This is a genomic window from Bacillus sp. CH140a_4T, assembly GCF_008923725.1.
Classification (GTDB): domain Bacteria; phylum Bacillota; class Bacilli; order Bacillales; family Bacillaceae_G; genus Bacillus_A.
Genome location: NZ_WBPF01000016.1, coordinates 811,569 through 826,490, shown reverse-complemented (window position 1 = coordinate 826,490; position 14,922 = coordinate 811,569). Strand labels below are relative to the sequence as shown.

Sequence of the window (14,922 nt, the reverse complement as noted above, 5' to 3'; positions counted from 1 at the left end):
TTATCTGTAACAGCTTTTTTCTTTTCTTCAAATTTCCTTGAAACTGTATTTTTTATTTCCTCTACCTTATTGCTTGCAGAGGTTTTCATATCTTCATACTTATTGGTAACATCTGACCACATTTCTTTCATTTTTCGAACAACATCATCTTTCATAACTTGATATTTCGATTTTACTTGGCCCGTTTCCCAATCTACTTGATTTGCATGTTCACCCGCCTGCGCTTTTGCCTCACTTACAATTTCTTGATGTTTATCTTTTGCAGTAGAAACTGTACTATCATACTGACGTTTTGCCTCAGCAATGATTGCATTCGCTTCATCAGCTGTAATTGTTTTATTTTCATCACGCTGACGAATCGCCTCAGCAATTTTTTCGTCACGTGTCTTTTTCGCATCTTCAATAACTTTATCTCTTGCTTTGGCGCTATTCTCTACAACTTCTGCTGCCTGTCTAGCTGAAATTTCACTAGCCTGCACACGCATATTTTCGAGAATAACCTTTTGCTCCATTTGATTTTTAGACATATGTTCGACAGCAACTCTGTCCATTTCATCCTGTAATGCTTGTAACGAGATCCGCTCGGATGCTGTTAATTCTCTATTTTCTCTAGCGGCTGTTTGTAGAATTTCTTTAATTTTATTTTCTTTTTCTTGTGTTTTTAGCTTTTCTTGTTCATAGTGCTGATTTAACTGTTCGATTCGTTTATTCTCTTCTTCAGCGGTTAATACATACGAATCAGCAAAGAACTTTTTAAGTCCTTCAATTTCTTTTTGCTGTCTTGCGTTGGTTTTTTCAATGATTGTATTAGCTAATTTATCATATTGACCAATCAACTTCTGCGACTGTTCTTCTGTTATTACTTCATGATTCAATCTAATTTCAGTTAACTTTTGTCTAATACCATCAGACAGCTTGAAATACTCACCAAGAACCTTCTTTGTCGAGGAGCTTACTTTCCCTTCTGTATTTGTAGCAAATCGATCTACTGAAGCGATACTATCTTCTGTTGCTTTTTGATACGCTTTATATGCAACAACTCCAGTCCCGATAAGAGCGGCTGCTATTAAGCCAACAGGCCCAAGAAGCACTCCTAATGCACTTCCTAAAAATCCAACCGCAGCACCAGCAAGACCCGCAGCGCCACCAGCAATTCCTAATGATGTTGCTAGCGCTCCAATCCCTGACATAACCATTCCAACTGCCGCTAAAACTACACCGATTGCAGCAGCAACAGCTGTTAAAGCAAGAACAATACCACCTGTAATTGCAATTGCTTTCTGTACGGGACCAGGTAATGCATTGAATCCATCTACGAGCTTTTGCAGGCCAGCAACAAAAACACTAACTACTGGAGCTAGTGCATCACCGATTGTCTTTTTCATTGTAGAAAACGCTGAATCTAGTAATGTAAGTCGTCCCTTTAAAGTGTCAATTTTGGTCGCTGCAACATCAGCTGCTGTAACCTTTGACATGGAATCCCACATTTCATTGACACCTTTGGCGCCTTCTTTAAACAAGATAGTTGCGCCACGTACAGCATCGGAACCAAATAATGTTTCCAGAGCCATACTTCGTTGTTGGTCTGTTAAATCTTTCATCGATTCATGAAGTGTACCTGAAATATTTTCTAGACTTTGAATATGTCCCTGTTGATCGTAGAATTTTGATGATAAGAATGCCGAACTTGTTGCTAATTCACGAAATGTTGTATCACATTTATCATTCCATTTCGTTACACCTTCTGTTTTCATTACATATTGTTCTAAAGCTACTTCTATATCCCCTACATTTCTGGAAGCTGGTTGAATACCGTTTTTAACTAAGAAATCAAAACCAGCCTGCGCATTATAAGTAATAAGTCCTAAATCTCTCATTTTGTTATATGCTTCTTTTGTTGAAGGGTTTAAACGCATTAGCATTGTTTTTAAAGACGTTCCTGCATCTGATCCCTTAAGACCATTTTGTGCAAATACCGCTAAAGTTGTAGCTGTATCCTTAAACGTCATTCCGGCTCCCGCTGCCACTGCTGATGATGCCGCTAAACCATATTTTAATTCACGTACATCTGTTGCCGATGCGTTTGCCGCACCTGATAGAATATTAGCTGCATCCGCAACTGAAAGGTGATCAGCTTTAAATGCATTTAGAGCAGTAGAGGCAATCTCTGCCGCTTCCCCTAACTCTAATTCACCGGCTGTCGCTAAATTAAGAGCTCCCTCTAATCCACCATTAATAATATCCGTTAAACTAACACCAGCTTTAATTAATTCTTCGATCCCTTGACCAGCTTGAACACTGGAGTATTTCGTTGTTTCTCCCATGTTGACAGCTAGTTCACTTAATTTCTTCATCTCTTCCCCAGTAGAACCAGATACAGCCTTAACATTTGCCATTTGTTGTTCAAAGTTCATTGATTCTGTAATTGCCGACTTTAAACCCCGCCCTATCGCATACGTCATTCCACCAAAAACAATACCGATTTGACTTCCTGCGTTTTGCAAATGATTGCCCAGCGTTTCCATACGATTCCCGAAATTTAGTAGTCGATTTCCTTGTTGCTCGAGTTCATGATTTGACTGACGTAATCCTTGTTCAAATCTATTTAATTCAGCAGTGGCTCTATGAATTTGTTCTGCGTAACGTTGCGCTGACTGACTTGCTTCTCCTTCTTCGGTTTTAGCGCGATTGTAAGCTGACTGAAGCTCCCTAATTTTCTCCTTTTGCTTATCTATCATACGAGATAGAACATCAATTTTCGCTCGCGTCTGTTCAGTTGCATTGGTGTACCCATGCATCCCTGTTGTAACCGCTTGGAATTCAGCTTGTAAAGATTTCAATGAATTATTTAATTTATCCAGTGCTGTTTGTTGTGCCTGACGATTCACTTGTTTAAGTTCATTCTCGAATCTATTTAAATCCGCAACAGCTTTATTAACTTGTGCAGCGTACCGCTGAGTTGCGGCATCATTTTCTCCTAATTTAGCTTTATTCTGATCATAAGCTTGACGCAATGCCTTAACTTTTTCTTTTTGAGCTTCAATAAGTCTGGTGAGCGTACTCAATTTTGCTTGTGTTTGCTGACTAGCGTTAGCAAAACCGCCCATTCCTGTACTTACAGATTTCAACTCATTCTGTAACGTCCTGACTGCACGACCCGAATTCGAGATACCTTGTCTAAAATTTACGTTATCAAGGGAAAGTCTAACGACTAGATTATTTATTTCATTCGCCATAGTCTCACCTCCCTCGTTAAATAATGTTTTCCGCCGGCACTTCTATTTCATTTGAATTGGAGCCTTCGTTATTTGTATTTCCGTTTTCACGCATTTTTCGATTAAGCCTCAAATAATGCCAAATATCCATCTCGTTATCTATGTGATGATGTTTATACCCTTGTTGCAATAAAGAGAGGTAGAGTTCGTCCATAAACTCACTGAACGTCAACCCTCCTCCCTCTATACGTTTGGGTTTTCTGCCCCATCAGTTACAGGACTAGCACCTGCTGCCTCTACCGTTTCGTTAACTAGAGCATTAATTACATTTGTTGTCGTTAATAAAAATTTTCGAGCGTCTACACCATCCCAATACTGATCTACTGTAAACTGTTCACCGTAAACTTGTACTACATATTGAACCATCTTATCTAAATCCGCCGCTTCAGGATTATTTGGAATATCTGCAAGTTCAGGAGCTTGGCGAATTAAACGAGCTGGAATGAATGCTGGTAAGTTAAAAGTTTTTTCTTCGTTATTGATTCGTAAAGTTAATTTCATAATTTATTCCTCCTTAATGAATAAAAAAGAGAGAGCTTTTGCTCTCCCTTACTTTCCTGCTGGTGGTTGTGCCGCAGGCTTCTCATATACCTTTTTAAACCAATTATCTCCGATAGCTTTTGTAAACGTAGGTTCATCTTCATCCGCTGTGAATTTAGTTCTGTCATCAAAATCACGTTCAATAAATGAACCTTTCAGTTTAGTTGTTTGGAAGTTTGGCTTATCTTTTTTAGTTTCAGCTTCTTCCTCTTCCTGCGAAAGTTTCCCTTTTAATAACCAAACATATCGATATTTTCCATTAGCCTTTAAAAAGCGCCATCCAATTGCTAAATATGGTTTTTCGCCCTCTCGTTTTTCATCTAATACACCATCTGTAACTTCTGGGAATCCCTCAATGTCTGCTTTTGTTGATAACGAAAGACCTCGAACTTCAATTTCAACTTCAACCTCACCGTCAGACTCAGCGATTTCCGATTTTTTATTGTCGCTCCACATAATCTCGGTAGCTACTTTTTTAGATGTTTTAACCTTCACTGCGCCTTCCATCTTTTTAACCGTAGTGTAGTCAACACCTGTCGAATCATCTTTTAATGTTTTTGCATAAACTAGGCTATCAACACCGACAGTCGAACTAATTTTAATAACTTCTCCAGCCATCTATAACTCCACTCCTTTCGCGAATCGCATCGCGTAATGAAAATTTTTTGTATCATCTTCATATAAATCAGCAACTGCATAACGTGAGAAACCAATACTTTTCATGATTTCATTCACCTTTTGATGAATTACTGTTGTACTACCCTTTGACCAAACATCGATTTGGAATAAGATTTCACTTTCACTTTCCTCATTATCTGCAAATCCATCCGGCCTATTGTCTAATTCAAAAAATGTAATACGTGGAAACTCTTCTGCATTTTTGGCTTTACGATAATAAATTCGTTTTCCACCTAATAAAGAAACAAGCTCCTGATTATTTTCAAGAGCTTGCACAATTTCAGGACGTAAATTTATCACAGGTTCAGCCTCATTTCGTTCTTTAATATATCTGTCATAGCACGTACTGCGGCTGCTTTCGAAGAGTTGAACCCTGGTTCTACAAATGGTTCAGCTGGCATTTTTGATGTTCCCCATTCATGAAACTTTAAATAGAACCACGGGGAACGATCCGCTTTATCGAGTCCGATTTTTACCGTTTTAATACCACCTTCAAGTTTAGCTTTAGTTACTTTTATGTGATCAGCACCATGCTGACCTGTACGCCACGGTTCACTTTTTGATGGTTTCTTTGGACTCGCACTCCTTGGAGCGCGTTCAGCAATAGCTTTCCGAATAGGTTCCCCACCAGCTGCAAGAGCTTTATCTTCAATTTTCTCTCCACGTAACCCCATTTGGTCTAATTCAGTAACTAAGCGATCAAATCCTAGTAAATCTAAATCTATACCATCAGCCATTTATTTCACCACGTTTCCACATGATCAATAAAGTATGTTTTTGAGTTGGAATAACCGAAACAATATCATAAATCATGTTTTTATACTTAATTTTCATATCTGCACTTACATCATCTCGATATCTAATTTCTGTTTCTCCTTGAACTTCACTATTTGCGGCGGCAGCCTCAAAGTATTTCCTTCCCTTTAAATAAACGAAAGAGCCCCATACGGTAAAAGCATCTTTATATCCATCTATTGGATCACCGTCAGGACCTTTTGCATTTTCATCTTTTACTTGAAATGTAAGCCGTTTATCTAATTTTGCAGGATTCATTTTCTTTCCTCCTGAGGCTCTGGAGCATATTGGAGCTGTAATATCATACTCTGAACAATGGTTCTGATTTTTTCACTGGCTTTTTCTCCTACAAGAAGTCGGTTTTCATACCAATCAGCAACCAAAAATAAACAAAGCAACTTAGCATCTTCATTTGTTTGAGTAAATGTTTTGCCAGTTGCTTTGTAAATATATAATTCAGCCGCTTTAATTAACATAGTGATAGTTTGGTCATCCTCCCCATCCACTCGAATCCATTCTTTAGCCTCTTCTAAGGTAACAAGCATTCAAACGCCTCCCTAGTTTACCCTTGAGGTTGTTCAACAGGAGCGCTTAAATCGATTTCTCCGTAAACTGCTGCTTCATTATCCCACATTTGTACATCATCACGTTGAATTGCACGTAAATCTAATGTATTACGAGTGAATGCTTTACCACCTACATCTGTAGAAGCTAGTTCCATATCTTCACGTTTAAATAAAACAATAGCTTCCTTTAAATCACCAATAATAAGTGGCGCTTTTTTAGCTGTTGTTCCCTTAGATTTTAAGAAGCGATTCGAAACAACGACGACTGGATTAGTACCAGCAAATAGTTTTTTGTTTTTTTGCGTTGGATCTGACTGTAAAATATATTTTCCATCTTTATCTTTTAATTTGTCTAAATAATTAAATCCATCTTGGTTTGTAAGTAAAATCGCATTCGGGGAAATCGCAGGATCTAATTTAACATTTAATACATCTTTAATATCATCAAGAGACTTAATCGCCTGTTTAGTTAATTTATCAATAACACTCAAGATAAGAACATTACGTGTGACTTTAGATTTTTTGCCTAGCCAGTTAATTACATACTTTAGGATGTTTTGGTCACTATCTTGTAGCAATGAACGAGATAACGGTAAAATACCTGCTCTGTCCTTCACTGCATATTGTACGTTTGAGAATTTCGGATTATCAGTTTCTGGGATTTCACCCATTTCAGTGATTTCAACAAACGGAATCATATCCGAATTTTTCTCTAATACTCTTGATCCTGAGCGTGTACGCACTGGCTCAACAGTTACATATTGCTCAAGCGCATCAAATGAACGAGCTAATTCATTGATTTGTGTTTGAATATCTTGAGGGATGACAAGCCCTCCATCTTCTCCAGTTAATCCAGACATTGCGCGTTTTTCTAAATCATCCTCAAGAAATTCGCGCTCTTCAGTATTTAATGGTTTATTACGTAATGCTTTCATAAACACATCGCGGTATTCCATTTCCCCATCTACATTACGTGTCTCAACTTCTCGTCCATTATTTCGTTCTTCTGTTTCTGCTTTATCTAATGAGCGTTGTAAATCGACTTTTTTCTGAAGTGATCGCACTTCTTCCATCATTTTTTCTGCTTCTGCCACTTTATCTTCTCCCATAAGAGAGCGTACTTCTTCCTTTTTTCCTTCTAACTTAGCTAATAATTCACGTAATTCTTTTGACATTCAAATCACTCCTTAAATTTATCAATAAAAAAAGAGCCTTATATAAGCTCTAGTTCGATTTGTAATTTTCTTTTTCTAAACTCATCAGCTACTCGCTTTTCTCCAGCTTTAAAATCATCCAATGAACGTACACTTACTTCATTCGTTGGATATGCAGGGAATGCAACTGGTGATATTTCATATAGTTCAGCATTCAAAATCGAACGCTTATAAAGCTTTCCGTTTTCACGTTCTTCCGATGACCATTTGTCTTTTGTAACCTTCATCCCAAAAGAAACTCCATCAACATCTCCACGCTTAATTAATTCCCATGCGTCATTTCCGACAGTTGTATTAGGAATATCTAATTCAAACCGTAATTCTTTCTTGTCATTTTCGATTCGTAAAGTTTTACTTTTAGTATTCCCTAATACTTGAGAAGTGTCGTGAGACCATAAACCTACAACATCGCGAACTTTTAAACTTTCATCAAAAGCTCCCTCAGCAATCTCTTCTACGAAAGTATCGCCCCACCAATCACGCATTTCAGCACTTTCATTGTTATATTTTATCAATCCAGAAATTGTTCGCTTTCCTTCGTCTTCATTAACTTCACGAACTTCAATAGCCATTGGTAAAGCTCTAATTTCCTTCATTTCCTTCTTTGCTGACTTCTCCATTAGTATCACCTCCCTTCAAATATGCCTGTCCAGCCATATCAATTGGCAGCATATTCCCATTAACAAGTAAGCGATCTCCACCAACTTCTGGTGGTAAATCTTCCTTACTTCTAGCCTCGTTAGGTTTGAGGAAACCGCCTTGAATACCTGTCCTATAGGCTTCATATCTCGTTTTAATATCTGCTCGCAAAATAGCGTCTACATTAAATTTCGAATAAAATCCTTTTTCTAATTCACTGTCTAAAAATAGTTTGTACGTCATTTCTTGCTCATACATTGTTAAAGTAGCTTGTAATGTATCGGTATAAAATTGTTGCTGCTGTTGCTCAATGTTATTTAAAGTCGCTTTGCTCAAATTATTTAATTGATGCATCTTAATGCCAAATGCAGTTGCGATTTGTCTAATAGTAAGCTCTGTATTTTCAAGAAATTGAGCATCTGCCATATTTAATGATATAGGCTGAAATTGATATCCTACTGGCATTAATGCAATACGATGGCTATTTTGAAGACCACTAGACATTGACTCGAAATTTTCTCGGAAAATCTTTTTCGCATCTTCATTTAAATCACCGACATATTGAACTAATCCCTTTACCTGCAGCCCTTGTTTGTAAAAGTTATTTATGAATTTATCAGCTGAAGCTGAATTTTCTAATGTTGACTTTAAATATTCCATTGTAGGAACGCCAACAAGACCATCCAGAGTTATTCCGTTTTTAAAGTGCAGTATCTCTTCAGGCTTTAACACTCTTTGTTGTCCATTCGTATTTACCACATACCACATTTTAGTTTTGGAGTTTAATAAACCAACGTCATCAATGTACACCGTCACTTTAGAAGCATCTATCGGCCATAACGCTTGAACTTTCCCTTTTCTATCAAATTCTATGTTAGCGTAGCTATTGCCATATAAATTTTTTTGAGCTTCTAATGCCCCGAAAAAGTTCATGCTAGACATATAGGGATTAGGCCTTAGCCTTAATAAATTGTTGAGATAATGCTTAGTCCCTCGTTGGATTCCGTATTCATCTTCCTGATAAATTTTCAATGGTAACTTTGAGACAGATTCAGATAGTATTTTGATACAAGCAAAGACTGTAGCAACTTTTAAAGCATTTTTGCCCTTAACACTAATATCACTTGGTGAAATTCCTAACCATTCTAATAATTTTTCGTCGTCTTTATTTAACTCTATGACCTGCGATGTTTGACGTTTTTCAAAATTAAAGAACTTTTTAACTGAATCCACTATTTTCACATGTTCACCCCCTCCCTAGTTCCATAACTTGCCTAGAAAGTCTTTATTCGCAAATTCAGATACATCAAACCTGACACTTGCTCCATACATAGCCCTAGCAAACGCATTTAATACCGCTGCGGCTGGATCAATACGATTTTTACTTATTTTTTTTGAAATCATAATGTTTTCCTGATCATCCATTTTGATAACAGCATTATTAAGCGCCCAAAAAAGGACTGGATCGCCATTGTGTTTGATTTTCTTTTCATACACTTTTTCTCGAAAAGTTTTAGTTGGAATGGATAAATTGGCAATCCTTTGAGGAATTTCTACGCAAACAAATCCTTTATTCTCTAAATTTTGCGCTAAATGCAATGCATTCCATTTATCATAATCAAATTCTTGAATTTCTTTGTCTTTAGAAAAATTCTCTATCCAAGATTCAACAATTGTATAATCAACCATTTCACCAGGTGTTAAAGTCAAATACCCTTGTTCTGCCCATAAGTCATAACGTACTTTATCTGTAGCCATTTTTTCTTTCAAACGAGCTTCAGGCATAAAAGAATGTTGTCCAACAATAAAATCACCTCCATCATCCATTCCGACCCAACCGACACTTGTTAAATCAGTTGTCATTGATAAGTCGCCACCTATCCAAAGAGTTGCGCCTGAAAAATCAAGGTTATCTACTTCGCATTTTTGCCATTTTGACATATCCATGTACCCATTGTCCTTTTTATCGACCCAGATATTCATGTTTTTCGTTAAAAAGGCTCTCATTTTTTCAGGTCTATCAAGAGCAACCTTCAAATCTGAACGTATACCTTCCAAACCTTCTTCATATGTTGCTACGATGGGATTTGCTTTTATCCAATTCGACTCATCTTTGATATCATCGTTCTTTTCCAACTCACAGATCATAACGAAATAATCATCGTTTTCTACATTTTTTGATGGGTCTAAGATATTACTGACATACTCATACTCTCTATAACAAGGTCTAGATAAGTCGAAACCAGCTGTTGTTATGATAAACATTAACGGTTCTTTCCTTGCCACCATACCAGACGATAAAACGTCATAAATTTCATCAGTTTCATGTGCATGATATTCATCGACAATTCCAAGAGACGGGTTTTTACCATCACCAGTTTTTCTAGCTTCTTTTGAAAGCGGAACAACAACTGAACCGTTCTTAAATATTTCAATTGTGCTGTAAGCTTCTTTCCATTTCCCTTCTAACAATTCACTAGAACTGATTCCTGTTTTTACAGCCTCATAAACTTCAGATGACTGATCCCTTGTCCAGCCAGCGATATAAGCACGTTGTTTTTCTTCTCCAAGAAAAGTACAAAAAGCTGCTACAATAGCAAGAAACTGTGATTTAGCATTTTTACGTGCTAACTGAATAAAAGCCTTTCTAAATCGCCTAGCTCCATTTATTTTCTTGTTAAACCCGAAAATATTAGTTGCTAAAAATAGTTGAAAATCAGTTAATTCTACTGATTCACCTGCCAAAATTCCTTCAACGTGCTTAAATTCCTTTGCAAACCAGTAAAAATCCTCCGCTATCTCTTCATCAAAATAAAAAGGACTGTCTTCACTTTGACACTCCCCATAATCTCTTATGAATCGTTCGACGGCCCAACGATGCTTTATACAACTTTTTATTTTGTCGCTTAAAATATCCTCGCAATATGCAAAAACCCGTTCCATTATCCAGTTCATATACGATCACCAAAACGCTTTTGTGCTTCACTTTGCTTTTGTTGTGAAGTATCTGCTTCTGGAATAACTAATTTTAAGCGGGATGTAATGGTCAAACCTAAATCACTAGCTGAAGAACGACATTCATTAAATAAAAGATTCTTACTTCTTTGCATTTGAGAATACAATTTAAAATCATCTGAAGGCTTTGTTTTTCTTAACAGGCGAACCATTTTTATATACTGGTCTTTAGAATCAACATACCTCGCTAAACTGTCCACATCTAAGTTGCTAAAAATTTTCAGTCTAACTAATTCAACAGCCAATATATCAAATTCTCTTTTTTGTGCTACGGTCAAATAAGAAGGAGCTTCAATTTTATCGGTATGACCACGCAACGCTTCTTCTTGTTTTTCCCGCCTATTTTGTTCATTTTTTGTAATGTGATTTGACCTACCCTTTCCCTGTATAACAGAGAGAGGTTGTTTATTTCTTCCAGCCATGACTACACCCCCTTAAAAAAATGTTCAAAAACGGATTTTTCTGCGATGTTGAGGGGGCGGCGGTACGGGAAGACCGCCCTGAATGTTTTTTGACCCGCCCCTACCCGTATTTCTTTTTGTCTTCTGCTGTTTTTCTGTTGTGACATGGATTACAAAGTGATTGTAAGTTTTCTAATTTAAGTTTTAAACTTGAATCGACTTTGATTGGAATGATATGGTCAACCATATCTGCAACTTTAATCTTTCTATTGTTCTTACAATGTAGGCACAACCCTTTGTCTCTCATTAGTGCCTGCTCTCTTAACCTTTCCCATGCCTTTGACTTATAGAAAGCCTTACTCTCTTTGTCCCGTTTGAATCGGTCATAGTATCTATTCTTATCCTGCTGCGTTTCCTTTTCTTTGTATCTATGTTCCTCACAATATCTTTCGCGCGTGAGATTATAACAATGGAATTCGCAGCATGGTCTAAGCGGCTTCCTCATCTCTCCTCACTCCTTACCTTCTCTCAACAAACAAGACGCTACGTAATTTACAGTAGCGCCTACAATACTTAAAATTGATCTGAACGTTTTATGTCTAGTTTATTTGCTTGTAATTTAATTAAGCTTGCTGTCTGTTCAATTGTGGATTGAGCAATTGATTTTATATCGAAAGATACTTTAGCTGTTTCAGATTTACCTTTAAATTTATTCATCACCTTTTCCAACTTCTCTAATGCATCTGCACATTCATTAGCAGCTTCAGTTACTTCCTTAATGCCTTCTAATGCTTCAGTTGTATCCGCAGTTACTTCAATAATTAATTTGTTATTAGCCATTTTGTTTTCCTCCTTTTGAGAAGCTAACTCTCTAGATAATCTCCTCGTTTCTTCTACATCTACAGATTTACATTTCGGACAAGCTACATAAATGCCATCATCACCTGGAATACGAATATTAGTCCACTCGTGCTCACATTGATTATCCATCCTTCATCCTCCTCCAAAATAAAAAAGCACCCTCACTTGGCGCTTTCAAACCTCTTCCTTAATCGTTTCATTTCATCTTCGATAGCAAGGTTCTTTTTATTGATCCGCTCATGATACTTTGCTATATCTGCTTGATACTTACGAACCTTATCGTTCACGTACGCAGCTACATGTTCATGATTACAATGAGGACAAATAAAGAAACACTTCTCAATACGATTAGAAAGTTGTGTTACTTGCGGCTGCATGTCATAACTCTTATCACATTCAGAGCAATATACTTGCATTCACTCTCACCTCATCGGTCTATTGATTATTATTTAATGATAGAATGATTATGCTGAATGATCTCGGTATTTAAACGCTTGTTATCAGCTGGTACATGTTCAATATGAATGTATGTCCGATTAATTTTATCAATCGATTGCGATTCCCAATCAAACGCAACACGTAACTTTCTATCTATCTGTTCACCTTTGTAATGAACTATCGGTTTAGCATCTATATCTGTTAATGTAATTGTTAATAAAGGTGCTTCATTAGACTGTGTATTGTCTAACTGTCTGTACTTTCCTAACTTCCAAACATCTACAAAAGCACCGTTGCATTTCGGACAAACCGTTACTTCCTGATAATCTTTTTTAGATGGATGATTCACTCTATCTTGATGACCGCATACTAAACATACGGCCGTATTAAAATATTCCTTTCCCATATCAACACACCGTCCTCGCTCTAATACATTTAGGTTTACGATCTATTACCTGTGATTTCATTATCTTAACAGGATTAAAAGGGAAACTAATACATTCTTTATATTGTGGCTCTTCCTCGTACATACAAGCTTCTTTGACTAACTCGTTAAATTCTTTGATTCGTTCGCACATATCATTACAAGCTTTACTAAACATAGCAAACGCTTCACCTAATGTTCCTGCACAAACAATAAAAACTTTCATATCCTCACTCCTTACTCTCTAAAAACTCATCAATCGCTTTTCCTAATAAACTGATTGTCGCTTCCCTACGTTCTTTAGGAGTTGTATTATCAAAGAGATCGTTATGGAGTGCACTTGCTTGCGCCAACTTCTGGGGATTAATATGCTCATTAACAATCTGCTCACCAAGCGTTGAAATACAATGTGTCATTACAGCAGCTAGTTCTTGTTTAGATAGTTTCTTCAATCCTAATCACTCCTGTATTTTTTTCATTGTTTCTTCTGCTACCAATTCCAACACACCATTATCAATTTTCTCCACTAAATACTCGCCTTGTATCCCTAAATGCGGATACGCCACTTTTATTTTATCGCCTTTTTGTATGACAGTTCGGCTTAGCGCATCTACCTGAAGCACTTTATGTTCTAAATTTTCTAATCGTCTCGACAACTCTTGAATGTCCATAGTTCATTTTCCTCCAAAATAAAAAACACCCATTACGAGTGCTTTAATGATTCGATATGTTTATTGACACGTTCATTCCCTAACTTCCAATACTCTTCATCCATTTCAAATCCAATGTAATTACGATTTGTATTGATACATGCTATAGCAGTCGTAAATGACCCCATACAGTTATCTAAAACTGTTTCGCCTTCTTTTGTATAAGTCTTAATTAAGTATTCAAATAACGCTACAGGCTTTTGTGTAGGATGAAATGTTTTGCTATCACGCGGGAAATCAATAACCGATTTCGGATAGTTAGTATATTTCTTTACATGTACCTTATTTAAAGATTCATTATTCCGTTTACCGAATACCTTCATATTTTTGATTTTTTTCTTTCTAATCGGCTTATCTAATAAGATCAAATCTTGCGGATAATACTTAGGTAATTTCTTATAAAACACTAGTACATTTTCATGATTCTTTAGAGGCATTCTATTGGCATTTGGAAAACCTGTTATATGATTTCCTTTTTTCCAGATCCACTCATAACGGAATAATTTAATATTTGAAGCAATCAACTTTGTTGTAAATGGCTGGCTTGCTGTTAATAAGATAGCTCCATTATCTTTTATAATTCTTTCGTACTGTTGCCATAACAAATCGAAAGGAATAATGCTGTCCCATTTACAGGCTGTTGTTCCATAAGGTAAATCACAAAGAATCATATCGATGGATTTATCTTCAATCATTTTCATACCTTCTAAACAATCCATATTAAGCACTTGATTCAGCATATGTTATCCCATCCATTTCTACAATTAGAGTATGTTGAACGATGTTAATATCCTAAATTATTCTGGTATGCAACTTTTGAAATCCATAAACTACAAAAAAGAGCAACCGTGCACCAGTTGCCCTTCTGCTAAAAATGTATGCTATCAATATAAATCATTTTTTCAACCGTTTCGATTCATTTTAGGAGTGAACCTAAATGACACCTTCTCGCTCCACGAACTTAATTAATCTAACAAGTTCAGCATGTTTCTTTTTGATATGACTAGAACTATAATTTACTGCCTCTGCTATTTCTTCTAACGTCATACCATCCACATACTTCAATTTAAGTATCTGATTTTCTAAACCTCTAAACTTACTAATTAACTTTTCTAATTTATACATATCGTTCATCTTATGTGCTAATTCGTATTCAATCGCTTCAATGCGGTTTTCAACTTTTGCACCTTCAGATTCTGCCGTTAAACGTACTTCTCTCAAATCACCACTGACCCAGCGTCTTAATTCAGCTTTTGTCTTATCTAAGTTGTATTCCAGATAGGCTATGTCTTCTTCTAACTTTTGGTAATCTCTCAGCCAGTTAAACAAATGATGATTCACCTACTTTCATATTTCCAGATCAACA

At 36.5% G+C, this 14,922-nt stretch carries 22 protein-coding genes; all 22 read right to left on the bottom strand.

The window, feature by feature from the left end:
* On the bottom strand, positions 1 to 3,236 hold a 3,236-nt coding region (locus F8162_RS19885; protein WP_225990165.1), incomplete at its 3' end, for a phage tail tape measure protein.
* 16 nt (positions 3,237 to 3,252) lie between these two features.
* Positions 3,253 to 3,447 carry a hypothetical protein gene (locus F8162_RS28820; protein WP_151631005.1) on the bottom strand — a complete coding sequence of 65 codons (195 nt, stop codon included), beginning with the start codon at positions 3,445 to 3,447 and terminating at the stop codon, positions 3,253 to 3,255.
* A gap of 11 nt (positions 3,448 to 3,458) precedes the next feature.
* Positions 3,459 to 3,776 (bottom strand): phage tail assembly chaperone G, encoded by a 318-nt coding sequence (gpG, locus tag F8162_RS19880; protein ID WP_151631006.1) that lies wholly within the window; start codon positions 3,774 to 3,776, stop codon positions 3,459 to 3,461.
* A gap of 48 nt (positions 3,777 to 3,824) precedes the next feature.
* Positions 3,825 to 4,433, bottom strand: a complete 609-nt coding sequence (locus F8162_RS19875; protein ID WP_151631007.1) for a major tail protein — start codon at positions 4,431 to 4,433, stop codon at positions 3,825 to 3,827.
* Positions 4,434 to 4,793 (bottom strand): DUF3168 domain-containing protein, encoded by a 360-nt coding sequence (locus F8162_RS19870; protein WP_151631008.1) that lies wholly within the window; start codon positions 4,791 to 4,793, stop codon positions 4,434 to 4,436.
* Entirely contained in the window at positions 4,790 to 5,230 is a 441-nt protein-coding gene (locus F8162_RS19865) for an HK97-gp10 family putative phage morphogenesis protein (RefSeq protein ID WP_151631009.1), read from the bottom strand. The genes F8162_RS19870 and F8162_RS19865 overlap by 4 nt, the downstream gene beginning before the upstream one ends.
* Positions 5,223 to 5,546, bottom strand: coding sequence for a phage head closure protein (locus F8162_RS19860; protein ID WP_151631010.1), 324 nt, complete (start codon positions 5,544 to 5,546; stop codon positions 5,223 to 5,225). The genes F8162_RS19865 and F8162_RS19860 overlap by 8 nt, the downstream gene beginning before the upstream one ends.
* Positions 5,543 to 5,833, bottom strand: coding sequence for a head-tail connector protein (locus F8162_RS19855; RefSeq protein ID WP_151631011.1), 291 nt, complete (start codon positions 5,831 to 5,833; stop codon positions 5,543 to 5,545). Before F8162_RS19855 ends, F8162_RS19860 begins: the two co-directional genes overlap by 4 nt.
* 17 nt (positions 5,834 to 5,850) lie before the next feature.
* Positions 5,851 to 7,029: a phage major capsid protein gene (locus tag F8162_RS19850; RefSeq protein WP_151631012.1), complete on the bottom strand. Its 1,179-nt coding sequence runs from the start codon at positions 7,027 to 7,029 to the stop codon at positions 5,851 to 5,853.
* Positions 7,030 to 7,067: 38 nt separating this feature from the next.
* Positions 7,068 to 7,688, bottom strand: coding sequence for an HK97 family phage prohead protease (locus F8162_RS19845; RefSeq protein WP_151631013.1), 621 nt, complete (start codon positions 7,686 to 7,688; stop codon positions 7,068 to 7,070).
* A complete protein-coding gene (locus F8162_RS19840) occupies positions 7,651 to 8,949 on the bottom strand; it encodes a phage portal protein (protein ID WP_151631014.1) in 1,299 nt (432 codons plus the stop codon). Before F8162_RS19840 ends, F8162_RS19845 begins: the two co-directional genes overlap by 38 nt.
* 15 nt (positions 8,950 to 8,964) lie before the next feature.
* Positions 8,965 to 10,662, bottom strand: coding sequence for a terminase large subunit (locus F8162_RS19835; RefSeq protein WP_151631015.1), 1,698 nt, complete (start codon positions 10,660 to 10,662; stop codon positions 8,965 to 8,967).
* Positions 10,659 to 11,144, bottom strand: coding sequence for a phage terminase small subunit P27 family (locus F8162_RS19830; protein ID WP_151631016.1), 486 nt, complete (start codon positions 11,142 to 11,144; stop codon positions 10,659 to 10,661). The genes F8162_RS19835 and F8162_RS19830 overlap by 4 nt, the downstream gene beginning before the upstream one ends.
* Positions 11,145 to 11,244: 100 nt before the next feature.
* Entirely contained in the window at positions 11,245 to 11,628 is a 384-nt protein-coding gene (locus F8162_RS19825) for an HNH endonuclease (RefSeq protein WP_151631017.1), read from the bottom strand.
* A 68-nt stretch (positions 11,629 to 11,696) separates the two neighbouring features.
* Positions 11,697 to 11,963 (bottom strand): hypothetical protein, encoded by a 267-nt coding sequence (locus F8162_RS19820; protein WP_151631764.1) that lies wholly within the window; start codon positions 11,961 to 11,963, stop codon positions 11,697 to 11,699.
* A gap of 182 nt (positions 11,964 to 12,145) precedes the next feature.
* A complete protein-coding gene (locus F8162_RS19815; protein WP_151631018.1) occupies positions 12,146 to 12,400 on the bottom strand; it encodes a hypothetical protein in 255 nt (84 codons plus the stop codon).
* Positions 12,401 to 12,429: 29 nt separating this feature from the next.
* Positions 12,430 to 12,828 (bottom strand): hypothetical protein, encoded by a 399-nt coding sequence (locus F8162_RS19810; RefSeq protein WP_151631019.1) that lies wholly within the window; start codon positions 12,826 to 12,828, stop codon positions 12,430 to 12,432.
* Position 12,829: 1 nt separating this feature from the next.
* The gene (locus F8162_RS19805; protein WP_151631020.1) at positions 12,830 to 13,072 is read right to left on the bottom strand and encodes a hypothetical protein; all 243 of its coding nucleotides are present in this window, start codon (positions 13,070 to 13,072) and stop codon (positions 12,830 to 12,832) included.
* Between the two features lie 4 nt (positions 13,073 to 13,076).
* Positions 13,077 to 13,298, bottom strand: a complete 222-nt coding sequence (locus F8162_RS19800; protein WP_001983087.1) for a hypothetical protein — start codon at positions 13,296 to 13,298, stop codon at positions 13,077 to 13,079.
* A 6-nt stretch (positions 13,299 to 13,304) separates the two neighbouring features.
* Entirely contained in the window at positions 13,305 to 13,517 is a 213-nt protein-coding gene (locus F8162_RS19795) for a hypothetical protein (protein WP_151631021.1), read from the bottom strand.
* A 32-nt stretch (positions 13,518 to 13,549) separates the two neighbouring features.
* Positions 13,550 to 14,296, bottom strand: a complete 747-nt coding sequence (locus F8162_RS19790) for a DNA-methyltransferase (protein WP_151631022.1) — start codon at positions 14,294 to 14,296, stop codon at positions 13,550 to 13,552.
* 193 nt (positions 14,297 to 14,489) lie between these two features.
* Positions 14,490 to 14,885 (bottom strand): sigma factor-like helix-turn-helix DNA-binding protein, encoded by a 396-nt coding sequence (locus F8162_RS19785; RefSeq protein WP_098639012.1) that lies wholly within the window; start codon positions 14,883 to 14,885, stop codon positions 14,490 to 14,492.
* Positions 14,886 to 14,922: the final 37 nt, after the last annotated feature.